Genomic DNA, 24,737 nt, shown 5'->3' on the forward strand with positions numbered 1-24,737 from the left:
TTCCGGGAGGAGGGGCGCCGGGGCTCTGTTGAACGGGTGCGGGGTCAGCCGTCGGTACCGCCGAAGAAGTTGGTACCGCCGTTGTTGTTCCCGCCGTTGTTGCCGTTGCCGCCGATCGTGGTGAGGGTGATCGTCGTGTTGCCCGGGTCGCCCTCGGGGGTGTTGGGCTGCGGGTCCTCGCCGGTGACGATCGCGTCGTCGCTGGAGTTGCCGTTGAACTGGATCTTGGTGAATCCGGCCGCCTGCAGGGTCTGCTTGGCCTGCTGCACGGTCTGGCCCCGCACCTCCGGCACCGGAGTCTGCTGTTGGGCCTGGCCGATCTGGATGTTCACCGTGGAGTTCTTCTTGACCTGGCTGTTGGCCTGAGGGTCGGTCGAGACGACCTTGTTGACCAGGTTGGGGTCGGTGGTGTTCACCTGGGTGCAGTTGCCGACCAGGTTGGCGGCCGTCATCGCCGCCTGGGCGTCGGCACAGCTCTTGCCGGTGACATCGGGGACCGTGGCCTTCTCCTCGGCCTTGGCGATGGTGAGGGTGATCGTGGAGCCCTTCTGGACCTCCGCGCCAAGGGGTGGATTCTGGTCCAGGACGGTGTCGGGGTCCTCCCCGGAAGTCCGCTGCTTCGTCTTGACGACGAACTTGTACTTGTCGCCCTCAAGCGTCGACTTGGCGTCGTCGATGTTCTGGCCGACGACACTCGGTACCACTACCTTCGGCGCGCCCGTCGACACCACCAGGTTGATCGTGTCGCCCTTGTTGACGTCCGAGTTGAGGGCCGGGTCCTGGGAGCAGACGCTGCCCTTGGGTGCGTTGCTGCAGGGCTTCCGGGTGGGGGTCCCCAGTTTCAGGCCCGAGTTGACGGCCATCTTCTGCGCGTCCGAGTAGGTCTGGCCGACGAAGTTCGGGACTTTGAAGGGCTTGTCCGCACCGTTGCCGCTGACCACCCATTTCCCGATCAGGATCGAGCCGACCAGCACCAGGATGCCGGCGATCACGAGCAGGATCGTGGAGGTGTTGCTCTTCTTCTGCTGGCGGCGGCGGTCCGGGCGTTCGTCGTAGCCGTAGCCGCCGTCGTCCGGGTTCATCGGCGGCAGCATCGTCGTGGCGCCGGCGTCCGAGCGCAGGGCGGTCGTCTGCTGGTCGTCCGGGTAGCCGTAGCCCACCGAGCCCATCGCCGCGGTGGCGGCGACCGGCTGGCCGTCGAGGCACGCCTCGATGTCGGCGCGCATCTCGTCGGCCGACTGGTATCGGTAGTTCGGGTCCTTGACCAGGGCCCGGAGGACGATCGCGTCCATTTCCGGGGTGATCTCGGGGTCGAACACCGACGGGGGCTGCGGTTCCTCACGGACGTGCTGGTAGGCGACGGCCACCGGGCTGTCGCCCACGAACGGGGGTCGTACCGTCAGCAGCTCGTAGAGCAGGCAACCCGTCGAGTACAGGTCCGAGCGGGCGTCGACCTGCTCGCCCTTGGCCTGCTCCGGGGAGAGGTACTGGGCCGTGCCGATGACCGCGGCCGTCTGGGTCATGGTCATGCCGGAGTCGCCCATGGCGCGGGCGATGCCGAAGTCCATGACCTTGACCTGGCCGTTGCGCGTGAGCATGACGTTGGCCGGCTTGATGTCACGGTGGACGATGCCGCTGCGGTGCGCGTACTCCAGGCCCTGGAGGATGCCGATGGTCATTTCCATCGCGCGCTCGGGCAGCAGCTTGCGTCCGGAGTGCAGCAGCTCACGGAGCGTCGAGCCGTCTACGTACTCCATGACGATGTACGGGATCGAGACCCCGTCGATGTAGTCCTCGCCCGTGTCGTAGACCGCGACGATCGCGGGATGGTTGAGCGAGGCGGCCGACTGGGCCTCCCGGCGGAACCGGGCCTGGAAGGACGGGTCGCGCGCGAGGTCCGCGCGCAGCGTCTTCACCGCCACCGTGCGGCCGAGCCGGGTGTCATGGGCGAGGTAGACCTCCGCCATGCCACCGCGACCGAGCACGTGGCCCAGCTCATACCGGCCGCCGAGGCGACGCGGCTCTTCCATAGTTCCCTACCAGCCCTCTCCGTCGGTCCCGACCGGCACGGGTGTGCGGTCGGAGGCTGCCATCCGGGCCTACCGTACCCGGCTGTGTTTGTGTGACCTGGCCAAGCCCGTAACCCGATACAGGACCGGTATGTCAACGTGCACCGATGTGAAGGGGACGTGAGCGGGGTCACTTCTTGGAGTTGATGACCGCCTCCATCACGCTCTTCGCGATCGGGGCCGCGAGGCCGCCGCCGGAGATGTCGTCACGGTTGGCCTGGTCGTCCTCGATCACCACGGCCACGGCGACGGGCTTGCTGCCGTCGGGGAGCTTGGCGTAGGAGATGAACCAGGCGTAGGGGTTCTCGCTGTTCTCCACGCCGTGCTGGGCGGTACCGGTCTTGCCGCCGACGGTGACGCCGTTGATCTGGGCGTTCGTACCGGTGCCCTGCTTGACGACCGTCTCCATCATCGACTGGAGGACCTGGGCGTTGGCGGAGGACAGCGGCTGGCTCAGTTCCTCGGGGTCGGTCTGCGAGATGGTGTCGAGGTTCGACGACTGCAGTTTGTCGATCATGTATGGCTTCATCAGCTTGCCGTCGTTGGCGACCGCGGAGGCGACCATGGCCATCTGCAGCGGGGTGGCGGCGGTGTTGAACTGGCCGATCGAGGACAGCGCGGTCTGCGACTGGTTCATGTTGTCGGAGAAGACCGAGGCGCTGGAGCGGACCGGGGTGAACTGCTCCTCGTCGAAGCCGAACTTCTTCGCCTCGGCGAGCATCTTGTCGTTGCCGAGGTCGGCGCCGATCTTGCCGAAGACGGTGTTGCAGGAGTAGCGCAGCGCGACCCGCATGGTCGCGTTCTTGCAGGGGATGCTGCCCTCGTTCTTCAGCTCGGTGGTGGTGCCCGGCATGACGTAGGGCAGCGGCGACTTCGTGGCCTCGTCCGCGGAGGTGTACAGCCCGTTCTGGAGCGCGGCCGCGGCGGTGACCACCTTGAAGGTGGAGCCCGGCGGGTAGGTCTCGCGCAGCGCCCGGTTCAGCATCGGGTCGTTCGGGTTGTACTTCTTCTGCAGCTTCTTCCACGCCTCGGCGTCGGTGTCCGAGGTGCCGGCGAAGGCCGAGGGGTCGTACGAGGGGTAGCTCGCCAGCGCCAGGATCTTGCCCGTGGCGGGGTCCAGGGCGACGACGGCGCCCTTTCCACCCTGCTTCTTCAGTCCGTTGTAGGCGGCGCTCTGGGCGGCCGCGTTGAGGGTGGTGACGACGTTGCCGCCCTGCTTCTGCTTGCCCGTGATCATGTCGAGGGTGTTGCGGAAGAAGAGCCGGTCGTCGTTGCCGGTGAGGATGCCGTCCTCGAGGCTCTCCAGCTGGTTGGCGCCGAAGGCCTGGGAGGCGTAGCCGGTGACCGGCGACCACATGGGGCCGTTCTTGTAGGTGCGCTTGTACTTCAGGTCGTTCAGACCCGAGGAGTTGGACACGGAGGAGCCGGTGATCGGGTTGCCGTCGACGATGATGTCGCCGCGCGGCGTGGAGTAGCGGGCGATGGTGACCCGGCGGTTGGCGGGGTCCTCGCGGAGGGTGTCGGCCTTGACGTACTGGAGCCAGTTGTCGCGCACCAGCAGGGCGAGGACCAGGAGGCCGCAGAAGATCGCGATCCGGCGCAGGGGCTTGTTCATGACGGGCGGACCACCTGGGTCATCTCGGCGTCGGGGTTGGCGGCGGGTGCCGGGGCCGGGCGGCGGGCGGTGTCGCTGATGCGGATCAGCACGCCGATGAGCGCCCAGTTGGCGATGACGGAGGAACCGCCGTAGGCCAGGAACGGCATCGTCATACCGGTGAGCGGGATGAGGCCCATCACACCGCCGGCGACGACGAACACCTGGAGCGCGAAGGCGCCGGAGAGGCCGACGGCGAGCAGCTTGCCGAAGGGATCGCGGGCGGCGAGGGAGGTGCGCAGACCGCGCTCGACGATCAGCCCGTAGATCAGCAGGATCGCCATCAGGCCGGCCAGGCCCAGCTCCTCGCCGAAGGTGGCGAGGATGAAGTCGGAGTTGGCGGCGAACCGGATCAGCTCGGAGTGGCCCTGGCCCCATCCGGTACCGAGGGTGCCGCCGGAGCCGAAGGCCCACAGGGCCTGCATGGCCTGCTCGGAGTGGAGGATGCCGTCGTTGCTGCCCGTGCGGCTGAGAGTGTATTCGCGCATGGGGTTCAGCCAGGCCTGCACACGGGTCTGGATGTGCGGCTCGAAACTCGCCACACCGACCGCGCCGGCCGCCGACATCAGCAGACCGAAGAAGATCCAGCTGGTCCGCTCGGTGGCGACGTACAGCATGATGATGAACATTCCGAAGAACAGCAGCGAGGTACCGAGGTCGGTCTCGAACACCAGGATGAGGATCGAGATGAACCAGACGACCAGGATCGGGCCCAGGTCGCGGCCGCGGGGCAGGTACAGGCCCATGACGCGGCGGCTGGCGAGGGCCAGCGCGTCCCGCTTGACCATCAGGTAGCCGGCGAAGAACACCGCGAGGACGATCTTCGCGAACTCGCCGGGCTGGATGGTGAAGCTGCCGACGTGGATCCAGATCTTGGCGCCGTACACGTTGGCGCCGAGGCCGGGGACGAGCGGGAGCAGCAGCAGGAAGAGCGCGGCCACCATGGAGATGTAGGTGTAGCGCTGGAGTGCTCTGTGGTCCTTGAGGAAGATCAGGACGACGACGAACAGCGCGATGCCCATCGCGGTGTACAGCAGCTGGTTGGTGGCCTTGCCGCCGGCGACGTGGATCGACTGCAGCAGCTTGGACTGGTCGAGTCTCCAGATGGTGACCAGGCCGAGGCCGTTGAGCAGTGTGGCCAGCGGCAGCAGCAGCGGGTCCGCGTACGGGGCGAACCTGCGGACGGCGAGGTGGGCGACGGCGGCCAGGAGGCCGAGGCCCAGGCCGTAGCTCAGCAGTCCGGCGGGGACCTTGTCGTCGATGGCCAGGCCCACGTTGGCGTAGGCGAACACCGGGATGGCGACGGCGAACACCAGGAGCGCGAGCTCGGTGTTGCGGCGGCTCGGGGCGCCGATGGAGCCGATGGTGGACGTGTGGTTCGTCGACGTGTTGGTAGTACTGCTCATCGTGTGACAGGGCCTCTCACGGCTTGCCTACTGCTTACCGCACAGCGAGACGACCTTCTGCTCATCCTCCGAGAGGGTGGGGCCGGGGCTGGGGGTGGCTGAGGTGGACGGGGACGGTGACGCCGTGGAGGACGCCGAGTTCGAGGGGCTTGGCGAGGCCTTGGACGTGAGAGAGGTCTTGGTGGTTCCCGTGGTGCCGCCGGCCTCGCCCTGGCCGGTCTTGGAGTTGGTCTTGGACCCGGACGCGGTGCGCTCCGACTCCTTCTTGCAGGCGGAGGCCTGCACGGCCAGCTCCTGGACCTTCGACTGGGCGTCCGGGAGGCCGCCCTCGGCGATGGTGGCCTTGACCTGCTTCTGCTGGTACGGAGGCAGGTACTTGAGTTCGATCTCGGGGTGGTCCTTCTCCACCTTCGAGAGCGACACCCAGGCCAGGTCCTGGCTGATGCCCTGGTACAGCGCGACGTGCGTGCCGTTGGCGCCGACGTAGTACTGGGTCTGCGTCCAGCGGTAGCCGCCGTACAGGCCCCCGCCGATGACGGCGAGGGCGAGGATGCCGTAGAAGGATCTCTTCAGCCACCTGCGGCCCTTGCGGGGCTTGACGAAGTCGTCGTCGGTGTAGTCGCCGAAGCTGCCGGCCGGGACGTAGCCGGTGGTGTCGCCGGAGCCGGGCGGGCCGAACTCGCCGCCTCCGCCCTGGCCGGGCACCTGGCGGCCGAGGTTGGCGGCGCGGCCGGCGGGGGTCTGCATGAAGCCGTTGTCGTGCAGGTGGTGCTGGTTCTCGGCGACGGCGCCGACCACGACCGGGGTGTCGGAGAGCTGCCCGGCGAGGGTGTCGCCGGTGTCCAGGTCGAGGACGTCCGCGATGATGACCGTGATGTTGTCGGGGCCGCCGCCGCGCAGCGCGAGCTGGATCAGCTCCTGCACGGTCTCCTGCGGGCCCTGGTAGCTGGCGAGGGTCTCCTCCAGGGTCTGGTGGGAGACCACCCCGGAGAGCCCGTCGGAGCAGATGAGATAGCGGTCACCGGCGCGTACCTCGCGGATGGAGAGGTCGGGCTCGACGTGGTCGCCGCTGCCCAGCGCGCGCATCAGCAGCGAGCGCTGCGGGTGGGTGGTGGCCTCTTCCTCGGTGATCCGCCCCTCGTCGACGAGCCGCTGCACCCAGGTGTGGTCCTGGGTGATCTGCGTGAGCAGGCCGTCCCGCAGCAGATAGGCGCGGGAGTCGCCGACGTGCACCAGGCCGAGCCGCTGGCCGGTCCACAGCAGGGCGGTGAGGGTGGTCCCCATGCCCTCCAGCTGCGGGTCCTCCTCGACCATGGCGCGCAGTTGGTCGTTGGCGCGCTGCACGGCGTGGCCGAGGGAGGTGAGGATGTCGGAGCCGGGCACGTCGTCGTCGAGCGTGACCAGGGTGGAGATCACCTCGGAGGAGGCGACCTCACCGGCGGCCTGGCCGCCCATGCCGTCGGCGATGGCGAGCAGGCGGGGACCGGCGTAACCGGAGTCCTCGTTGCCCTCCCGGATCATGCCTTTGTGCGATCCGGCGGCGAAGCGCAGTGACAGACTCATGCGCACCTCGCCTGTCGGCTCCGGGTACATCCGCACGGTGCCCACCCTCCGGTCGGGAGCGCGCCGGGGACCGGCGTCCGGTCCGTCGCCGCGTGCTCGCTCCGCTCGCGCCTATCCATGATGTAGCACTACTTCCGCAGCTCGATGACGGTTTTGCCGATGCGGATCGGCGCGCCCAGCGGGATCGGCGTGGGAGTCGTCAGCCGGGACCGGTCCAGATACGTGCCGTTCGTGGACCCGAGGTCCTCGACGATCCACTGGCCGTCGCGGTCCGGGTAGATCCTGGCATGGCGGCTGGAGGCGTAGTCGTCGTCCAGCACGATCGTGGAGTCGTGGGCGCGGCCCAGGGTGATGGTCTGTCCCTGGAGCGCGACCGTCGTACCCGTGAGCGTGCCCTCGGAGACGACGAGCTTGCTGGGGGCGTTGCGCCGCCGGCCGCCGCCGGCCGCCGGTTGCTGGCCGCGCTGCTGCGGTGGCGCGGCCTGCTGCCGGGCGGCGGCGGGCTGCTGCCGGCGTCCTTCTTCCCTACGCGATCCGCGCTGGGTGACGCGCGTACCGAACAGGTCGCTGCGGATGACCTGCACGGCCACGATCACGAACAGCCACAGTACGGCCAGGAAACCCAGCCGCATGACCGTGAGGGTCAGCTCTGACATTGCCCCCGCTTCACCCTTCGGCTTGCCGGTAAATGATGGTGGTGCTGCCCACGACGATCCGCGAGCCGTCGCGGAGCGTAGCGCGGGTGGTGTGCTGCCCGTCCACCACGATGCCGTTGGTGGATCCGAGATCCTGGATCGTCGAGGGCGTTCCGGTCCGGATCTCGCAGTGCCGGCGGGAGACGCCGGGGTCGTCGATCCGCACGTCGGCCTCGGTGCTGCGGCCCAGCACGAGCGTCGCGCGGGAGATCTGATGGCGGGTGCCGTTGATCTCGATCCAGTAGCGGGTACGGGAGCCGGGCGCCGGGGCGCCGACCGGCCCGGAGGGCCCGGCGGGCCGCTGGGCGGCGGGCTGGGCGGCGGGCTGGGCCGGCTGCGGGTAGCCGTAGCCGCCGGGGCGCTGCGGGGCGCCGGGGGGCGGTGCGCTCGGCATGGGCGGGGCCGCGGCGGCCTGCGGGTAGCCGTAGCCGCCCTGTCGCTGCGGGGTGCCGCCGGCCGCGGGCGTGCGCTCCGGGGCGGCCTGCTGGTTGCTGGAGGAGGCGAGGGTACGGCTGCGCACCCGGTACAGGCCGGTGTCCAGGTCCTCGGCCTTCTCCAGGTTGACCTTGATCGGCCCCATGAAGGTGTAACGCTGCTGCTTGGCGTAGTCGCGGACCATCCCGGCGAGCTCGTCGCCGAGCTGTCCGGAGTAGGGGCTGAGCCGCTCGAAGTCGGGAGCGCTCAGCTCGACGATGAAGTCATTGGGTACGACGGTCCGGTCGCGGTTCCAGATGGTCGCGTTGTTGTCGCACTCGCGCTGCAGCGCACCGGCGATCTCCACGGGCTGGACCTCGGACTTGAACACCTTCGCGAAGGTGCCGTTGACCAGACCTTCGAGACGCTGCTCGAACTTCTTCAGGACTCCCACAGGGCACCTCCTCTGTCGCGTTGCCCGTACGGCTTGCCTTACCGCTACTGCTCACTGATCGTATCTACGCGCCCGGCAATCAGCCGGTTCCCCCAGCGGCCCCCCTTCGAACTCCTCGGCGTGCTTCTCCTGTCAAGGATCGGCGGTTCCGCTGCCAAGGATCGTAGAGGCGGCTCATGACCAGTGTCCCGCACCTGACTGTGGACCTGATCCGTCTCCTGGGCAGATGGCCTGGACCGGTACGAGGTTGATACGTGAACGCCGACTGCTCGGTACGTGAGCTTCGGGTGAGCGCTGCCCGGAGAGAAGGGATGTGAACCCACCCCCTCCCACGTGCTAGTGTTCTGCGTGTCGGAAGGCGCCGCCCCGAAGGAAACACAGGGGCCGGAGCCGGAGGACACACCCAATGCGCGGGTGGCGGAATAGGCAGACGCGCTGGATTCAGGTTCCAGTGCCCGCAAGGGCGTGGGGGTTCAACTCCCCCCTCGCGCACAGAGGCAGAAGGCCCATCGTGATCACGATGGGCCTTTTTGCTGTGCTGTTGTGGTTCACGGGGGCGGGTGCGGGGCCGGGCGGCCCGGGGTGGCGGTGTGATTTTCCTGTCGGTGTGAGGTGTCTCACTGGGCGGACCGACCAGTGGGCGGACAAGTGGATGGATCACCGGGCGGATCACTGGGCGGACGGGTGCGGTCTTCGGGTGGCCGCGGCGGCCGGTGCGGTGGCGGCCAGGGCAGCGAGGGCCGCGCAGACGGCGGTGGTGGCGGCCAGGGCCGGCCAGGGGAGGGTGAGGGCCACCGGGGCGTGCAGGGCGTGCAGGGCCGCCGCGACGGTCGCCAGGTTCGCGACCGTGACCAGCAGGCCCAGCAGGGCGCCGACCGCGACCACCGTCAGCGCCTCGGCGCCGACCAGCCGCAGCACCTGGCGGCGGGTGGCGCCGGCCAGCCGTAGCGCGGTCAGCTCGGGGATCCGGTCGGCGGTGGCCATCACCATGGTGTTGACCAGGGAGATCCCGGTGTAGAGGAGCGCGATCCCGAGGACGAGGAAGAGGCCGAGGCGGGTGGTGCGGTCGGTGCTCGGGTAGGTCGCCGCGATCCACTGGTCCGCGGTGCGGACCCGGCCGCCGTCCGCCCGGACCGCCCGGCGCAGGCCGGCGGCCACCGCGGCCGCGTCCACGCCGTCCGCCAGGGCCACGTCGACCCGGTCGACGGCCGCGCCGGCGGCGTTGGCCGGGGTGACGTACACGCCGTTGTCGCCGGTGCCCCTTGTCGTCACGGCGGCGATGCGCAGGGTCTTCCGGGTGCCGTCGCCCAGCCATACCCGCACCCGCTGCCCGACGGTGTGCCGCTCCCACTCCTCGTTGACGATGATCGAGCCGTCGTCCAGGCCGGTGGTCCGGCCGGCGGCGAGCGGGAGGCGGGCGGTGGCGGCCAGGGCGGCGGGATCGGCGGCCCTGGCCTCGGACCTGACCAGCGCGACCCCGTCCTCCAGGACGTACACCGCGCTCGCCGAGGTCACGGACACCTCGGTGCCGGGCACCGCGCGCAGAGCCTTGAGCGTCGCGCCGTCGAACCCGCCCGCCGAGGGCGTGACGACGAAGGCCGCGGTGGTCCGGGCGCGGGTCTCGGCGGCCTTGGCCGCGTCGAGCGTGGCGGTGGCGCCGAGCAGCGAGCCCGCGAGGGCGACCGTCACCAGCACGGGCGCCGCGACGGCGGCCGTACGGCGCACGGCGGCGGCCGCGTTCTCGCGCACCAGCAGGCCGGCGGCGCCCGGGAGCCGCGCCGGGACCCAGGTGAGCAGCCGGGTCAGCGGGCGGACCAGGACGGGTGCCAGCAGGGCGACCGCCGTGATCAGCAGCATCGGACGGCTCACATAGCTCTTGCGGTGCAGCAGAACGCCCGGGTCGCCGAGGAACGGGAGCACCGCCGCGGCCAGCAACAGGGCCCCGCCGCACAGCCAACGACCCCAGGTCATCGGCCTGTTGTCCACGGCCGCCGCGCGCAGCGCCTCCGTCGGCCCGGTCCGGCCCGCCCGCCAGGACGCGGCGACCACTCCGCAGAGCGCGACCAGCACTCCGGTGGAGAAGGCCGCGCAGTACGGCCAGACGGCGTCCCCCGTCGCGAACCAGTCCGGGGCGAGGCCGCCGTCGACCGTCCAGCGGACGAGGCGGGGTGCGCCGTACCGGCCGAGCACACAGCCCGCCGCCGAGGCGACCACGCCGACCAGCAGGGCCTCCGCGGCCACCGTCCGGCGCAGCTGCCCGGGCGTCGCCCCGGCGGCACGCAGCAGACCGAACTCGCGGCGGCGCTGGGCGACCGCGAAGGCGAACGTCGACGCCACCACGAACACCGACACGAAAGCGGTGACCCCGCCGGCCGTGCCGAACAGGGCGTTCAGCGCGGTCAGCGCCTCCCGGTCACGGTCGGGATCCGGATCGGCGTAGCGGCGGTCGGCGCCCGTGAGGACCTGGACGCCCGTGATGTTCTTCACCACGTTCCGTACGGCCGTGACGTCGGCGGCTGTGGCCAACTGCACACTGCGGGGCTGGAGTTGCGCCGCCCTGGCGTCGGTGTAGAAGACGGCGTGCTCGAAGCCGCGGTCGGCGACCGTGCCGACGACCCTGACACTGCCGCGCTGCGTGCGCAGGCTCTGGCCGGGCTTCGCCCAGGTACCGCTGACCACCACCTCGTCGGCGACGCGAGGGGCACGCCCCGAGGCGATCTCGTACGGCGCGAACGCGGCGACCGACCAGGGGTGGCCGACCAGATCGCCGGGCCCGCCCCGCGCCCGTACGGCGAAGGAGCGGTCCGGGGTGACCCGGCCGAGCCTCGCCAACTCGGCGACGGCGGCGGGGGGTACGGCACGCGGCTCGGCCAGTTTCTGGCTGCGGTCACCGATCGGGGTGGGCACGTGCAGGGTGTCGGCGCCCTTGACGACGACCGGGGCGGCGGCGAACCGCTCCGGGGCACGGGTCGGCGCGTCCAGCGAGGCGGCGAGGGCGAGGCCCATCACGGTGAGCAGCCCGACGCCGAGCGCGAGGGCGACGAACCCGCCGACGAAGGTGACCCAGCGGGCGCGCAGGGTGCGCAGGGCGACACTCAGCACGGGGACGCCTCCGGCTGGGGGGTGGGGCCGGTGTCGGTCGTGGGTTGGGCGCGGGGTGGGGTTTTGGTGTTGGTTGTGGGTCGGGCGCGGGGCGCGGGGCGGGTGTGGGGCGCTGTTCCGGTGGCCGCCCTGGGGGGTGTCTCCAGTTCGGTCATCCGTGCCGCGATGGCGTCGGCGCTCCCGCTCGTCAGTTCGCCGTTGACCCGGCCGTCGACCAGGAAGACCACGCGGTCGGCGTAGGAGGCGGCGACGGGGTCGTGGGTGACCATGACGGTCGTCTGGCCCCGGTCGTCGACCATGGCCCGCAGCAGCGTCAGCACCTCCCGGCCGGTCCGTGAGTCCAGGGCGCCGGTCGGCTCGTCGCCGAACAGCACCTCCGGGCGGGTGACCAGGGCACGGGCCAGTGCCACCCGCTGCTGCTGCCCGCCGGACAGCTCGGTCGGCCGGTGCCGGGCGCGTTCGCCGAGACCGACCTGCCGGAGCACCTCGCGGACCCGGGACCTCGGCACGCGCCGGCCGGCCAGCCGCAGTGGCAGCGCCACGTTCTGCTCGGCGGTCAGCGAGGGCAGCAGATTGAACGACTGGAACACGAACCCGACCCGCTCCCGGCGCAGCAGGGTCAGCTTCGTCTCGCTCAGCCCGGTCAGTTCGGTCCCGGCCAGCAGGACGGACCCGGAGGTGGGCCGGTCCAGGCCCGCCGCGCACTGCAACAGCGTCGACTTGCCGGAGCCGGACGGGCCCATGACGGCGGTGAAGGTGCCCTTGGGGAAGCCCAGGGAGACCTGGTCGAGCGCGGTGACGGCGCTGTCGCCGGAGCCGTAACGCCTGCTGACGGAACGCAAGGTGATCGCGTCGCCGATGCCGCCGATGCCGCCGGTGCAGCCCGTGTTGCCGATGTCGCTGGGGTCGCTGGTCATGTGGCCTCACTGCTCGAAGGGTCGTCCGGTGGTGGCCCGGGTGGTGGCCGGGTGATGGGTCCACGAAACCGTCCGGGGACGGGGTGGCGCAGTGCGGCGGGACGGAGATCCGGGGTAGGGCCAGGCATACCTCCACCTCGGTGGCTGGACGGATGGCCCGGGCCGCGGCCCGCCGCCTACGGTGACCGGCATGCAGCCCCCTCCCCGCAGCGTCTGGCAGGCCATGGCAGGGCCCGGCTTCCTGGTCTCCGGCTGGCCCTGGCGTGCCGCCGGCTACCTGCTGACCGGCGCGGTCACCGGTGCCGTACTCCTCGTGGGACTGGTCACCGCGGTCACGGCCGGCGTCGCGCTCGCCGTCGTACTCGTCGGGCTGCCGCTGCTGCTCCTCACGGCGCTCGCGGGCCTTCCGGTGGCGCGGCTCGAACGGCAGCGGCTGCGGCTGGTCGACCGGCATCCGGCGTACGACCCGCACCTGCGGCCTGCCGCGACGGGACTGCGGGCCTGGCTGACCACCCGGCTGCGGGAGCGGGCGACCTGGCGCGAGTTCGGTCACGCGCTGCTGTTCGCGGGCCTGTTGTGGCCCCTGGACGCGCTCGCCGTGACCGTTGCCCTGTTCTGCCCGCTGTCGCTGGTCGCCGCCCCGCTGCTGCTGGCCACGGCCGGCGAGGGGCGTGGGACGAAGGTGCTGAAGGCGTGGACGGTCGGCACCTGGCCGGCCGCCTTCGGGGTCGCGGCGCTGGGATTGTCGCTGCTGGCGCTCGGCGGCTACGCGCTGGGCGTCGCGGCCGGTGCCCGGGCCGGGCTGACCCGGCTGCTGATCGCGCCTCGCGAGGCGGAGCTGGGGTCGCGGATGGTCGAACTGGCGCGGTCCCGGGCGCGGTTGGTGGATGCCTTCGAGGCGGAGCGGCGGCGTATCGAACGCGATCTGCATGACGGCGCCCAGCAACGCCTGGTCGCCCTGTCGATGACCCTCGGCCTGGCCCTGCTGGACGCTCCGCCGGGCCCGTTCGCCGAGCAGCTCGCCAAGGCCCAGCGGGAGGTGGGCGAGGCGCTCGCCGAACTGCGGGAGATCGTCCACGGCATCCATCCCAAGGTGCTCGCCGACCACGGCCTGGCGGCGGCGGTGGCCGACGCGGCCGACCGCACGGCCGTTCCCGTGGACGTCGACCTCCGGCTGCCCGTGCGGCTGCCGCAACCGGTCGAGGCGGCCGCGTACTTCGTGGTGCGCGAGGCGCTCGCCAACGTCGACCGGCACAGTGGCGCGGGCCGCGCCGGGGTGCGCGGCGGGTACCGGGACGGGCGGCTGTTCCTGGAGGTGCGGGACGACGGCCGGGGCGGCGCGGACGCCTCGGCGGGCAGCGGGCTCACCGGACTCGGGGACCGGGTGTCGGTGCTGGATGGCACACTCTCCGTGTCCAGTCCGCCGGGCGGACCGACCCTGCTGCATGTGGAGTTGCCGTGCGAACCGACCGACCGCTGCGGGTAGTCCTCGCCGAGGACAGCGTGCTTCTGCGGGAGGGGATCGTCGGTCTGCTGAGCCGCTGCGGACACGAGGTGGTCGCGGCCGTGGGGGACGCGGAGGCGCTGGTCGCGGCGGTGGCGGAGCATGCGCCGGACGTCGTCGTGACGGACGTGCGGATGCCGCCGGGCTTCCAGGACGAGGGCCTGCACGCGGCGGTGCGACTGCGTGCCGACCGGCCGAGGCTGCCGATCCTGGTGCTCAGTCAGTACGTGCAGCGCAGTTACGCGGCCGACCTTCTCGACTCCGGTGACGGGACGGGCGTCGGCTATCTGCTCAAGGACCGGGTGGGGCAGGTGGCGGACTTCGTCGAGGCGTTGTGCGCGGTGGCCGACGGGGGGACGGTGGTCGACCCCGAGGTGGTACGGCAACTGCTGCGCCGGCGCCGGGATCCGCTGGAGCGGCTGTCCCCGCGTGAGCGGGAGGTGCTGGCGCTGGTCGCGGAGGGGAAGTCGAACGGGGCGATCGCGAGAGAGCTGGTGGTCTCGGAGGCGGCGGTGGGGAAGCACATCGGGGGCATCCTGACGAAGCTGGACCTGCCGCCGGCGGAGGATTCCCATCGGCGGGTGCTGGCTGTGCTGGCCTATTTGAGGGCGTGACCTTCGGGGTGCTCCGTGGTGTTTTCGGCTGCGGGTGCGTCGTGGTTGCTCGCGCAGTTCCCCGCCCCCCTTTGAGGTGGGACCAGTGGACCCACCTTTCTTGGGGGCGCGGGGAACTGCGCGAACAACCCCCACCGGGCGGCAGATACACGCGGACGGATCCCCACCCGCCCCAGACCGCCCCGAAGCTATCCACAGGGTCTGACCTGTTTCGGCCCCCACCTGTACCGTCTCCACGAGTTGATGTTCGTGCGGGTGTGTGCGGAGTACGGGGGAGGCGGTCGACGTGACCGGACCGGAAGAGCTGACGACGGCCGGGGCGCGCAAGTTGCCCTCGCCGAAGGGCTTTGCGCGGTGGCCGGTGCAGGGCTCGCCCAAGGAGGAGGGCAAGGCACTGCGTTCGGCCGTGCCGCGCGGCAGCCACGTCGCCCTGGATCTGGACGGCTCCCGGCCCGACGCGGTCACCGCGGTCGAGGAGTCCAACCGCGACCGCATCGCGGAGCTGATCCCGATAAGGGTCGGCAGGATGGCGGCGAGCCCGTTCGCGTTCCTGCGCGGCTCGGCCGGCCTGATGGCGCACGACCTGGCCCGCACCCCGATGACCAGGATCGCCACCCAGATCTGCGGCGACGCCCACGCGGCCAACTTCGGTCTGTACGGCGACCCGCGTGGCGACCTGGTCATCGATCTGAACGACTTCGACGAGACGGTGCCGGGTCCCTGGGAGTGGGACCTCAAGCGGCTCGCCGCCTCCCTGGTGCTGGCCGGCCGGGAAGCGGGCGCCGACGAGGACACGTGCCGCAAGGCGGCGGGTGACGCGGCCGGCGCCTACCGCCGCACCATGCGTCTGCTGGCCAAGCTCCCGGTGCTGGACGCGTGGAACGCCATCGCGGACGAGGAGTTGGTCTCCCACTCCGACGCCCACGACATGCTCGGCACCCTGCGCCGGGTCTCGGAGAAGGCCCGCGCCAACACCAGCGGCCGGTTCGCGGCCCGCTCCACCGAGCCCACCGAGAACGGCGGGCGCCGGTTCGTCGATGCCGCGCCGGTGCTGCGCCGGGTCGCGGACGAGGAGGCGGAAGTGGTCGTGGCGGCCCTCGAGCACTACATCACCACGCTCTCCGAGGACCGCCACCCGCTGCTCTCCCGGCACGCCCCGCACGACGTCGCCTTCCGGATAGTGGGCACCGGCAGTGTCGGCACCCGGTCGTATGTCGTGCTGCTCCTCGACCATCGCGGTGAGCCGCTGATCCTCCAGGTCAAGGAGGCCCGCCCGTCCGCGCTCGTACCGCACCTGGCGACGGCCGGCTTCGACGCGCCCGCCGTGGACCACGAGGGACGCCGGGTGGTCCTCGGGCAGAAGCGGATGCAGGTGGTCAGCGACATCCTGCTCGGCTGGACCACGGTGGCCGGCCGCCCCTTCCAGGTCCGCCAGTTCCGCAACCGCAAGGGGAGCGTCGACCCGGCCGCCCTGTCGCCCGACCAGATCGACGACTACGGCCGGATGACCGGTGCCCTGCTGGCCCGCGCCCACTCGCACAGCGCCGACCCGCGCCTGATCGCCGGCTACTGCGGCAAGAACGAGGAGCTGGACGAGGCGATCGCCGCGTTCGCGGTGACCTACGCCGACCGCACGGAGGCGGACCACGAGGAACTGGTCACCGCGGTACGGACGGGCCGGATCGCGGCGGAACTCGGGGTGTGACCTCGGGTGGCGGGCCCCCGAGGCGCTGAATCCTGGGCGCCCGCGACCTGACATTGCTCGGCGAGGTGATCCTCGACAAGATCCTCCCCTACCCCGACCACCCCGACGGCTGCGCCCACGAGCCGGCCTGCCGGCCCCGGACCCCCGTCGTGGCCTGCGGAGATCTGGTCACCCAGCGGGTGGCGGCCACCCATGAGGACGACAGGCCCTAGTCTGGTCGGGTGACGACCCCGGAAGCTGAGCAGTCTGAGGCACCGCGGCCCGAGGAACGCCTGGAGCGGGCCGTGCGGGTCGCCGAGCAGGCGTTGATCGAGTACGAGATCGCGGTCGAGACCTTCCGCGTCGAGGTCGAGAACTTCTCTCGCCTGCACGAGGAGAAGCTCGGCCCCCTCTACCTCCGCCTCGAAGAGCTGGACGCGCGGATCGCCGAGGCGAAGGCCGCCCGCACCGGCGACCCCGAGGACATCCGCGCCGCGGAGGAGGCCCGGGCCCGGGTCCTCCCCATCCCCGGCGTCGAGGAACTGCTGCACGGCTGGATGGACAGCCAGGGCCTGTTCCCGGAGGCCGTCGCGATGCTCACCGAGCAGGAGGTACGGCCCCCGCAGCGGGTGCGGCCCAGCGAGGAGGCCCGCCGGCTCTACCGCGAGCTGGCCCGCAAGGCCCATCCCGACCTGGTGCAGGAGGGGCCCGAGCAGGAGCGGCGCGAGGAGTTCCTCAGCCGGGTCAACGCGGCCTACGCCCGCGGCGACGAGGCTCTGCTGCGGGAGCTGGCCGAGGAGTGGGCGGCCGGCCCGGTCCCGCCCGAGCGCAAGCCGAGCCGCGCCGAGGAGCTGTATGCGCGCCTCGAATGGCTGGCCGAGCGCAAGGAACTGCTCACCCTGGTCGCCAGGGAACTGGAGGACGGCCCCATCGCCGGCCTGCTCCGGCTGGCCCCCGAGGACCCCGACAGCCTCCTCGACGAGATCGCCGAGAAGCTCTACAAGGACGTCGCCGAGCGGGAGGGCGAGCTGGCCGCGCTGCTCACCCAGGAGTAGCGGTCGGGTAGCGTCGGAGCCATGAACTTCGCAGCGCGTGTGCCCACGGTCGAGGTCGCGGACCTCAAGGACGGCGACTTCCTGCTGGACGTCCGCGAGGACGACGAGTGGCAGGCGGGCCACGCCACCGGCGCCCTGCACATCCCGATCAGCGAGTTCGTGGCCCGCTACGGCGAGTTCACCGAGGCCGCTCCCCAGGACGGGCGTGTCAACGTCATCTGCCGCTCCGGCGGCCGTTCGGCCCAGGTCACGATGTACCTCGTCCAGCAGGGCATCGACGCGGTCAACGTGGACGGCGGCATGCAGGTATGGCAGGCGGCGGGCCGCGAGGTCGTCACGGACGCGGGAGAACCGGGCTTCGTCATCTGAGCCGACTCATCGCCCCCTTGCAGCGAGGCCCTCTTTGCACCGAGGGCCTCTCGCACCGAGGCGCCTCGAGCTGGAGCGCCCGCACTGAGGCGCCCGCATCGAAGCGCCCCGTAAGGGGCGCGGGGAACTGCGCGACCAGCCCCCACCGCCCCGCGGATCCCCTCCCACCGAGCGCCCCCCGACCTGTCACCGAGCGCCCCCCGACCTGTCACCGAGCGCCCCCGACCTGTCACCGAGCGCCCCCTGATCTGTCATCCCCTATGCAGTGGATGCGCAGCCAGCAAGTCCCCCAGCGCCTCCTCATGGACCCCGGCTCCCCCGAGCGCCAGCTCGATCTGCTTCGCCCAGGCGTGGTACCGGTGCAGCACATACTCCGTGTCGGCCCCGAACCCCCCGTGCAGATGCTGCGCGGTCTGCACCACCCGCCGCACCCCCTCCGCCGCCCAGATCTTCGCCACCGCCACATCCCCGGCCGCCGGCAACGCCCCGGCCGCGCCGGAGGCGATCCGCCACGCCGCCTGCCACAGCGTCGCCTCCATGGCCCGCAGGTCGATGTACCGGTCGGCGGCCTGCACGGCGACCGCCTGGAACGTGGCGACGGGATACCCGAACTGCTCCCGCCTGCCCGTGTACTCACTGGTCATCCGCAACACCCGCTCACCCAGCCCGAGCGCCAGCGCACACGTCCCGGTCGCCAGCAGCTCCCGCAGCCACTCCCAGGCCCCCTCCGCCGTCACCACGTCCCGCCCCGCGACCCGCGCCGACTCGAGGCGCAGCTCGCCGAGCCGTTCCCCGCTGGTCGACACCTGCTCGGCGAGCGTGATCCCGCCGCCCGACGGCGCCACCAGCGCCAGCACGCTCCGTTCGCCGTCGGTATGCGCCGGTACGGCGACGAGATCGGCGTCGTACACCCACGGCACCGCCGTCTGCACCCCGTCCAGCACCCACCCGTCGCCGTCCCGTCGCGCGGTCACCGCCAGCTCGGCCGGGTCGTGCCCGGTGCGGCCGCTCGCGGCCACGGTCAGCACCAGCTCGCCGCGCCCCGCCCGCGCCAGCAGCCGGCCCCTCAGCTCCTCGTCGCCGTACGCCTGCACGGCCGCCATGACCGCGCTGTTCTCCAGCAGCGGCACCCGGGCCAGCACCTTCGCCGACTCCCGCAGCACCAGGCAGAGCGCGATCGCGTCCAGCCCCGCCCCGCCGTACTCCTCGGCCGGCAGCAGGCTCAGCAGGTCCGCGCCGGCCAGGGTGTCCCAGAGTTCCCGGTCGAAGTGCTCGGCCACGGCGCCGGTGGTCAGCGCGGGGCTCGGCACCGCGTCCGGCGCCACTTTGGCGAACACGCCACGCGCCGCCTCGGCCGCCGCCAGCTGCTCCTCGGTGAAGGTGAAGTCCACGGTCCTGTCCTCCCGGCGGGTCCGCTATCTGACGGTCCGTCAAGATAGAACAGGTTCTAGAAGAAGGGAACCGAAAACCCCTGCGATCACCCGCTCCTTCCGACGTAGGCTGTCGGCCGCTGTCCGCCGACGGGGACGGACACACGAGGGAGGACACATGGCGATCCGAAGCCTGACCCGCATCGAGGCCGAGCGCAGGTCCGCACTCGTCACGGTCGAGCGGTACGACGTGGACATCGACCTGACCGCCCTGCCCGGCGGACCGGAGATCCGGTGCGTCTCCACGGTGGCCTTCAGCTGCGCCGAGCCGGGCGCCGAGACCTTCGTGGACTGCGCGGCCGAGGTCCGTTCCGCCACCCTCAACGGCATCCCCCTCACCCCGAGCGACGACGGCCGGATCCCGCTGCCCGGCCTGGCCGCGCACAACGTGCTGCGCGTCGAGAGCGTCCAGACCGACACCACGACCAGCCCGGGCGCCCACAAGGCCGTCGACCCCGCCGACGGCGAGGTCTACCTCTGGACCAGCTTCGAACCCGACGAGGCCCGCTTCGTGTGGGCCTGCTTCGACCAGCCCGACCTCAAGGCCCCGCACGCCTTCACCGTCACCGCCCCGGCCGCCTGGACCGTCCTCAGCAACTCCGGGGACCCGCGCGTCGAGGAGCAGGGCGCGGCCCGCCGCTGGAGCTTCCCGGACACCCCGCCGCTGTCCGTGTACAACACCGTCGTCAACGCGGGCCCCTTCCACGAGATCCGCCGTGAGGCCGACGGCCACGACCTCGGCATCTTCGCCCGCCGCTCGCTCGCCGAGGTCCTGGAACGCGACGCCGACGAGATCTTCACCCTCACCCGCCAGGGCCTCGCCTTCTTCGCCGAGGCCTTCGCGATGCCGTTCCCGCAGCGCAAGTACGACCAGGTGTTCATGCCCGAGTTCGGCGGCGCGATGGAGAACTACGGCTGCGTGACCTGGTCGGACATGTTCCTGCGGCGGGCCACGCCGACACATGCGGAGCGCGAGCTGCTCGCGGTCGTGCTGCTGCACGAGATGGCGCACATGTGGTTCGGCAACATCGTCACCATGCGCTGGTGGGACGACCTCTGGCTGAACGAGGCCTTCGCCGAGTTCGCCTGCCACTGGGCCGCCGAGGGCGCCACCCGGTACACCGACGTCTGGGCCGGCCACCTCGCCGGCGGCAAGCTCAAGGCCTACCTCTCCGACCAGGGCCCGGTCTCCCACCCGATCCACCAGCCCATCCACGACGTCGCCCAGGCCGCGTCGATCTTCGACAACATCACCTACCCCAAGGGCGCCTCCGTCCTCCAGCAGCTGATGACCTATGTCGGCGAGGACCGGTTCCGCACCGGCATGGCCGCCTACTTCGCCCGCCATGCGTGGGGCACCACCACCCTCCAGGACCTGATCGACGCCCTCGCCGAGGCCGGCGGCCGGGACCTCGCCACCTGGCGGAAGGCGTGGCTGGAGACGGCCGGCACCGACCGCTTCACGCTGGAGCACGACGGCGACACGGTCACCCTGGTCGCCGACGGCACCCCGCGCCCGCAGGTCCTGGCGGTCGGTGCGTACGACCGCGCGGGCGACGCCCTCGAACGCACCGCCGTGGTCCGCGTCGAGGTGACCGAGCCCCGCACCCCGGTCACCGGCCTTCCCGCCATGTCCGACCTCCTTCTGATCAACGACGACGACCTCACCTTCGCCACCAGCCGCCCGGACCCCGCCACCAGGGACACCCTCTTCCGCACGGCGGCCCAGCTGCCCACGGCCATCTCCCGGGGCGTGGCCGCCGCCACCGTCTGGGACATGCTCACGGCCGGCGAGACCACGGCGGCCGAGGCCGGACGGTGCCTCACCGCGGTGCTCGCCGCCGAGACGTCCGACGCCGTGATCGAGCCCCTCCTGACCCTCGTCACCAACATCGCCGAACTCTGGGCCCCGGACGCCGACCGCCCCGCGCTGACGGAGGCGGTCGCCAGGGCCTGCCGGCAGCTCGCCGACGACCCGGGCCGCCGCCAGGTGGCCCTGCGCGGCCTGGCCCGCACCGCGACCGGCGCCGAGGACCTGGCCTGGCTCCGCGACCAGGCCGGCGACGACGTCGACCTGCGCTGGCGCGCCCTTGTCCGTGAGGCCGAACTGGGCGGCGACGTCACCACCGAGACCGCCGCCCTGCTCGAACGCGACCCGGACCCCGACGCCTGGGTCCGCGCCCTCACCGTCCGCGCCGCCGTCCCCGACCCGGCCGCGAAGGCGGAGGTCTGGCAGCGGCTGGCCGTGGACCGCACGGTGCCCGTCCAGTCGGTCGGCGCGGTGGCGGCCGCCTTCTGGCGCCCCGGCCAGGACGCCCTGCTCGCCCCCTACGCCGAGCACTACCTGGCCGCGATCCCCCAGCTGGACCAGGGCGGAATGATCCCGGCGATGGTCTACACCTCCCAGCTCTTCCCGCTGTACGCCATCGACTCGGCATACGTCGACAAGGCCCAGCAGGCGATCCAGGAAGCGGCCCCCGTGGTCCGCAACACCCTCCTGGAACGCTCCGACACCGTCCTGCGTATGCTCCGCGCCCGGACCGTGAACGCCTGATACACCCGCTACGCCTGGTGCCGGGGCAGATCCACAGTTTCGAGGCCGGGGTCCACGGTTTTAACCGCTGTGGAAAACCCTCGGCGCGGCCTGTGGACAACCCGCCCAGCGGGGCTCCGCGGGCCGCCCTTGTCCGCTGTACCACCTGCCGTGACCTGGGCATGAGGCTCTGGCGAAGCGCCGCGACGACGGCCGCCGGGATCCGCCGGAGTGGCGATGGCCACGCTCCCGGGCCGGTCCCCGGGGCTGCGCCCGGCGGCCGGTGCTGAGTACCGTTCCGTGCGAGTGCCCGGCAGCGGCACACCGGACGGCCCGGACGGGCCGTCCGGACGGCATGGGACGACACGGCGGTATCGGAGAACGGGGCGGCATGGACGCGTACGACGGGGACTCGGACGCCCGGCACGGGCCGGAGGGTCCTGGCGAGGCGCGCCCGGATCCGGGACCTGCCCAACCCGTCGCACCCGTCACATCTGTCGTGCCTGTCGAAGGTGTCGGCCGGGAGCAGCCGCCGTATGCCCCGCCCCGCACCGGTGTCGCCGCTCTCTCCCCCCGCTACCAGGTCGGCGCGGCCCTCGCGCTGGCCCTGGTCGCGGTCGCCGCCTGTGTGCACCTCGGAATGGTGTTCCTGAGCGTCGCGCCGGCGAACACCATGACGAAGCAACACGGCAAGGCGATCGAGGAGTGGGTGTACCCGGAGTTCGAGCAGAACTGGAAGCTGTTCGCGCCGAACCCGCTCCAGCAGAACATCGCCGTACAGGTACGCGCCGACGTGCGGATGCGGGACGGCACCACGACCACCACCGGCTGGAACGACCTGTCCGCCCAGGACGGCAAGACCATCGACGGCAGCCTGCTGCCGAGCCACACCGTGCAGAACGAACTGCGACGGGCCTGGGACTTCTTCGTCACCACCCACGGCACCGACAACCGCCCGATCGGCCTGCGCGGCTCCCTGTCCGAGCGGTACCTGCGCCGGATCGTCGTGATGCGGATGTACGCGGGGGACGCGACCAGCGAGAAGGGCACCATCGAGCGCGTCCAGGTGCGCTCCAGCACCACCAACGTGCCGCCGCCGGACTGGAGCGGTGAGAAGGTCTCCGACACCCCGGTCTACCGGGTGCTGCCCTGGTGGACGGTCACGGCGGACGAGGCCGACGGAGGTGTGCGATGAGCTGCCTCGCCCTGTGCCTGTCCCGTGCCATCGCCCGGGTCACCGGGTCGGCGCTCGGCCCGTACCAGACGGCCGTCGTACGCATCGGCTTCGCCGCCACCTGGCTGCTGTTCCTGCTGCGCGAGTACCCGCACCGTCAGGAGCTGTACGGCCCCGACGGCCCCTGGAGCTTCGATCTCGCCCAGCAGCTGACCGCGGACAACCACGCCTTCACGGCGCTGCTGGTCTCCGACGGCCGGGTCTTCTTCGAGGTCTTCTACTTCCTGGCCGTCCTCTGCAGCGCCCTGCTGCTGGTGGGCTGGCGCACCCGTGCCATGTCCCTGCTGTTCATGGTCGGCGTGCTGTCCCTGCAGAACCGCAGCGTCTTCGTGGGCGACGGCGGTGACAACGTGCTGCACCTGATGTCCTTCTACCTGGTGTTCACCCGCTGCGGCCAGGTGTGGTCGCTGGACGCGCGCCGGGCGGCACGCGCGCGAGCCGCCCGGCTGCCGGTCACCGACCGGGTCGGACCGGCGCTGTGGGCGGTGTCCGGTGTCCTGCTGGTCGTGGCGGCCGTCACCGGCCGCACCGGCGGCGGCTGGCTGGTGCCCGCCCTCATGTGGGCGACCTGGGTGGGTGCCGCCCTGTGGTGGGCGGCGGGCCGCTGGGCGCGCACCCCCGAGCCCCGGATCCTGCTGGACGTCATCGCCGACATCCTGCACAACGGCGCCCTGTTCGTGATCATGGCGGAGGCCTGCCTGATCTACGCAACCGCCGGCTGGTACAAGATCCAGGGCTCCCGCTGGCAGGACGGCACCGCCGTCTACTACCCGCTCCACCTGGACTACTTCTCGCCCTGGCCGGCCCTCGCCGACCTGCTGTCCGCCAACGGCACACTGGTGATGCTGGTGACCTACGGGACGGTCATCGTCCAGGTCGCCTTCCCGTTCACCCTGTTCAACCGCCGGGTCAAGAACGTACTGCTGGCCGCGATGATGACCGAGCACGCGGTGATCGCGGTCGTCCTGGGCCTGCCCTTCTTCTCACTCGCCATGATCGCCGCGGACTCCGTCTTCCTGCCGACGGCCTTCCTGCTCTGGCTGGGCGGCCGAGCGGCACGCGCCCGTGACCGCGTCTTCCGGCGCGAAGCCCCCGCACTGCCTCCGGCTCGCTCCCCGGAGGCCGACGAACAGCCCCGCGTAGGCTTCGGGGCATGACCGACCCCCTGAACCACTGGGCGCGGCTGGCGGACTCCGCCGTCCTCCTCGACGGCTTCCACGCCCTCAAGCACGCCCTGCGCTTCGGCGCGCAGGTACCGGTGGCGGTCACCACGGACCGGGCCGCGGCGCTGGCCCTGGCGGACGAGCTGGCGCCGGACGTACGGGAGGTGCTGGCCGCCCTGCTGACGGAGGTGCCGTCGCAGACGTACGCGTCCCTGGTCTCCCGTCCGCATCCCACGGCCGTGGCCGCGCTGGCGATGCGACCCTCCCGTGAGGCCAACCTGCGTGAGCTGGCCCGCGTCCCGCGCCCCGCCCCCGTCGTGGTTCTCGACGAGCCCCGCAACCTCGGCAACGCGGGCGCGGTGATCCGCCTGGCGGCGGGCTTCGGCGCGACGGGAGTGATCACTACCGGCACGCTGGACCCCTGGCACCCGACGGTCGTACGAGGCGGCGCGGGCCTCCACTTCGCGACGGCGGTCGAGCGACTGACCGTGCCGGAGCTGCCGCCGGGCCCGGTGTACGCACTGGACCCGGAAGGCGAGGACATCCGGAACACAAAGCTCCCGGACAACGCGATCCTCGCCTTCGGCTCCGAGCGAACGGGACTCTCGGCCGACCTGCGCGCGCGAGCCGACAACTTGCTGCGGCTGCCGATGCGCCCTCAGGTGAGCAGCTACAACCTCGCGACCAGCGTGGCGATGACCTTGTACCACTGGAGTGCCTTGTAAGGGGGCTGGGCCGAGGCGCCCCGTGAGGGGCGCGGGGCCGTATCCATATGCGGCTCCGCCGCGTGGGCGCGACCAGCCCCGACGGTGCCGCCCCGACCGCACAGCCGTCGGCCACGACGGCGGCACCGCCCGGCTCGGCACCGCCGATGACC

General features: G+C 71.7%; 18 protein-coding genes, 1 tRNA gene and 1 pseudogene. 11 read left to right on the forward strand and 9 right to left on the reverse strand.

Annotation, left to right across the window (positions count from 1 at the left end):
- Nucleotides 1–44 precede the first annotated feature (44 nt).
- The 6 genes from pknB to ACZ4N4_RS14555 all read right to left on the reverse strand — a co-directional run bounded on the left by pknB (nt 45) and on the right by ACZ4N4_RS14555 (nt 8,255).
- Complete coding sequence (pknB, locus tag ACZ4N4_RS14530) at nt 45–2,030, reverse strand: Stk1 family PASTA domain-containing Ser/Thr kinase (protein ID WP_467588224.1); 1,986 nt, start codon at nt 2,028–2,030, stop codon at nt 45–47.
- A 169-nt stretch (nt 2,031–2,199) separates the two neighbouring features.
- Nucleotides 2,200–3,684: a peptidoglycan D,D-transpeptidase FtsI family protein gene (locus tag ACZ4N4_RS14535; RefSeq protein WP_453568499.1), complete on the reverse strand. Its 1,485-nt coding sequence runs from the start codon at nt 3,682–3,684 to the stop codon at nt 2,200–2,202.
- On the reverse strand, nt 3,681–5,129 hold the full coding sequence (locus ACZ4N4_RS14540; protein ID WP_467588228.1) for an FtsW/RodA/SpoVE family cell cycle protein: 1,449 nt from the start codon (nt 5,127–5,129) through the stop codon (nt 3,681–3,683). Before ACZ4N4_RS14540 ends, ACZ4N4_RS14535 begins: the two co-directional genes overlap by 4 nt.
- A 27-nt stretch (nt 5,130–5,156) precedes the next feature.
- Entirely contained in the window at nt 5,157–6,722 is a 1,566-nt protein-coding gene (locus tag ACZ4N4_RS14545; RefSeq protein ID WP_453568710.1) for a Stp1/IreP family PP2C-type Ser/Thr phosphatase, read from the reverse strand.
- A 98-nt stretch (nt 6,723–6,820) separates the two neighbouring features.
- Nucleotides 6,821–7,348: an FHA domain-containing protein FhaB/FipA gene (locus tag ACZ4N4_RS14550; protein ID WP_360480687.1), complete on the reverse strand. Its 528-nt coding sequence runs from the start codon at nt 7,346–7,348 to the stop codon at nt 6,821–6,823.
- 10 nt (nt 7,349–7,358) lie between these two features.
- Nucleotides 7,359–8,255, reverse strand: a complete 897-nt coding sequence (locus ACZ4N4_RS14555) for an FhaA domain-containing protein (protein ID WP_467588231.1) — start codon at nt 8,253–8,255, stop codon at nt 7,359–7,361.
- 408 nt (nt 8,256–8,663) lie between these two features.
- Here ACZ4N4_RS14555 and ACZ4N4_RS14560 point away from each other — a divergent pair.
- A tRNA-Leu gene (locus ACZ4N4_RS14560) sits at nt 8,664–8,747 on the forward strand.
- A 177-nt stretch (nt 8,748–8,924) separates the two neighbouring features.
- On the opposite strand, the gene ACZ4N4_RS14565 is transcribed toward ACZ4N4_RS14560, so the two are convergent.
- Together ACZ4N4_RS14565 and ACZ4N4_RS14570 are read right to left on the reverse strand one after the other, a co-directional pair.
- A complete protein-coding gene (locus tag ACZ4N4_RS14565; protein WP_467588234.1) occupies nt 8,925–11,357 on the reverse strand; it encodes an ABC transporter permease in 2,433 nt (810 codons plus the stop codon).
- 131 nt (nt 11,358–11,488) lie between these two features.
- Nucleotides 11,489–12,274: pseudogene (locus ACZ4N4_RS14570) on the reverse strand (ABC transporter ATP-binding protein); the annotation flags it as partial.
- Nucleotides 12,275–12,497: 223 nt separating this feature from the next.
- Here ACZ4N4_RS14570 and ACZ4N4_RS14575 point away from each other — a divergent pair.
- From ACZ4N4_RS14575 to ACZ4N4_RS14600, 6 genes are all read left to right on the forward strand, one after another.
- Nucleotides 12,498–13,760, forward strand: a complete 1,263-nt coding sequence (locus ACZ4N4_RS14575) for a sensor histidine kinase (protein ID WP_467589107.1) — start codon at nt 12,498–12,500, stop codon at nt 13,758–13,760.
- On the forward strand, nt 13,733–14,392 hold the full coding sequence (locus ACZ4N4_RS14580) for a response regulator transcription factor (RefSeq protein ID WP_453568506.1): 660 nt from the start codon (nt 13,733–13,735) through the stop codon (nt 14,390–14,392). The genes ACZ4N4_RS14575 and ACZ4N4_RS14580 overlap by 28 nt, the downstream gene beginning before the upstream one ends.
- Nucleotides 14,393–14,678: 286 nt before the next feature.
- Nucleotides 14,679–16,097, forward strand: a complete 1,419-nt coding sequence (locus ACZ4N4_RS14585) for a DUF2252 domain-containing protein (RefSeq protein WP_467588237.1) — start codon at nt 14,679–14,681, stop codon at nt 16,095–16,097.
- A 65-nt stretch (nt 16,098–16,162) separates the two neighbouring features.
- The gene (locus tag ACZ4N4_RS14590) at nt 16,163–16,309 is read left to right on the forward strand and encodes a hypothetical protein (protein ID WP_467588240.1); all 147 of its coding nucleotides are present in this window, start codon (nt 16,163–16,165) and stop codon (nt 16,307–16,309) included.
- Between the two features lie 9 nt (nt 16,310–16,318).
- Entirely contained in the window at nt 16,319–17,131 is an 813-nt protein-coding gene (locus ACZ4N4_RS14595) for a hypothetical protein (RefSeq protein ID WP_467588243.1), read from the forward strand.
- A 39-nt stretch (nt 17,132–17,170) separates the two neighbouring features.
- A complete protein-coding gene (locus ACZ4N4_RS14600) occupies nt 17,171–17,500 on the forward strand; it encodes a rhodanese-like domain-containing protein (RefSeq protein ID WP_450760721.1) in 330 nt (109 codons plus the stop codon).
- A gap of 251 nt (nt 17,501–17,751) precedes the next feature.
- Here ACZ4N4_RS14600 and ACZ4N4_RS14605 read toward each other — a convergent pair whose 3' ends face one another.
- The gene (locus tag ACZ4N4_RS14605) at nt 17,752–18,891 is read right to left on the reverse strand and encodes an acyl-CoA dehydrogenase family protein (RefSeq protein WP_467588246.1); all 1,140 of its coding nucleotides are present in this window, start codon (nt 18,889–18,891) and stop codon (nt 17,752–17,754) included.
- Nucleotides 18,892–19,048: 157 nt separating this feature from the next.
- On the opposite strand from ACZ4N4_RS14605, the gene pepN reads away from it, so the two are divergent.
- The 4 genes from pepN to ACZ4N4_RS14625 all read left to right on the forward strand — a co-directional run bounded on the left by pepN (nt 19,049) and on the right by ACZ4N4_RS14625 (nt 24,585).
- Nucleotides 19,049–21,484, forward strand: a complete 2,436-nt coding sequence (gene pepN / locus ACZ4N4_RS14610; protein WP_453568512.1) for an aminopeptidase N — start codon at nt 19,049–19,051, stop codon at nt 21,482–21,484.
- 370 nt (nt 21,485–21,854) lie between these two features.
- Entirely contained in the window at nt 21,855–22,658 is an 804-nt protein-coding gene (locus tag ACZ4N4_RS14615; RefSeq protein ID WP_467588248.1) for a DUF5819 family protein, read from the forward strand.
- Nucleotides 22,655–23,854: an HTTM domain-containing protein gene (locus ACZ4N4_RS14620; RefSeq protein ID WP_467588251.1), complete on the forward strand. Its 1,200-nt coding sequence runs from the start codon at nt 22,655–22,657 to the stop codon at nt 23,852–23,854. The genes ACZ4N4_RS14615 and ACZ4N4_RS14620 overlap by 4 nt, the downstream gene beginning before the upstream one ends.
- Entirely contained in the window at nt 23,851–24,585 is a 735-nt protein-coding gene (locus ACZ4N4_RS14625) for a TrmH family RNA methyltransferase (protein ID WP_467588254.1), read from the forward strand. Before ACZ4N4_RS14620 ends, ACZ4N4_RS14625 begins: the two co-directional genes overlap by 4 nt.
- Nucleotides 24,586–24,737: the final 152 nt, after the last annotated feature.

The organism is Streptomyces sp. NPDC026538, from assembly GCF_055567535.1.

What these genes read in the sequence shown, in the direction of transcription:
- pknB (WP_467588224.1), bottom strand. Translation starts at nt 2,030, where the DNA reads ATGGAAGAGCCGCGTCGCCTCGGCGGCCGGTATGAGCTGGGCCACGTG.
- ACZ4N4_RS14535 (WP_453568499.1), bottom strand. Translation starts at nt 3,684, where the DNA reads ATGAACAAGCCCCTGCGCCGGATCGCGATCTTCTGCGGCCTCCTGGTC.
- ACZ4N4_RS14540 (WP_467588228.1), bottom strand. Translation starts at nt 5,129, where the DNA reads ATGAGCAGTACTACCAACACGTCGACGAACCACACGTCCACCATCGGC.
- ACZ4N4_RS14545 (WP_453568710.1), bottom strand. Translation starts at nt 6,722, where the DNA reads ATGTACCCGGAGCCGACAGGCGAGGTGCGCATGAGTCTGTCACTGCGC.
- ACZ4N4_RS14550 (WP_360480687.1), bottom strand. Translation starts at nt 7,348, where the DNA reads ATGTCAGAGCTGACCCTCACGGTCATGCGGCTGGGTTTCCTGGCCGTA.
- ACZ4N4_RS14575 (WP_467589107.1), top strand. Translation starts at nt 12,498, where the DNA reads ATGGCAGGGCCCGGCTTCCTGGTCTCCGGCTGGCCCTGGCGTGCCGCC.
- pepN (WP_453568512.1), top strand. Translation starts at nt 19,049, where the DNA reads ATGGCGATCCGAAGCCTGACCCGCATCGAGGCCGAGCGCAGGTCCGCA.
- ACZ4N4_RS14615 (WP_467588248.1), top strand. Translation starts at nt 21,855, where the DNA reads ATGGACGCGTACGACGGGGACTCGGACGCCCGGCACGGGCCGGAGGGT.
- ACZ4N4_RS14620 (WP_467588251.1), top strand. Translation starts at nt 22,655, where the DNA reads ATGAGCTGCCTCGCCCTGTGCCTGTCCCGTGCCATCGCCCGGGTCACC.
- ACZ4N4_RS14625 (WP_467588254.1), top strand. Translation starts at nt 23,851, where the DNA reads ATGACCGACCCCCTGAACCACTGGGCGCGGCTGGCGGACTCCGCCGTC.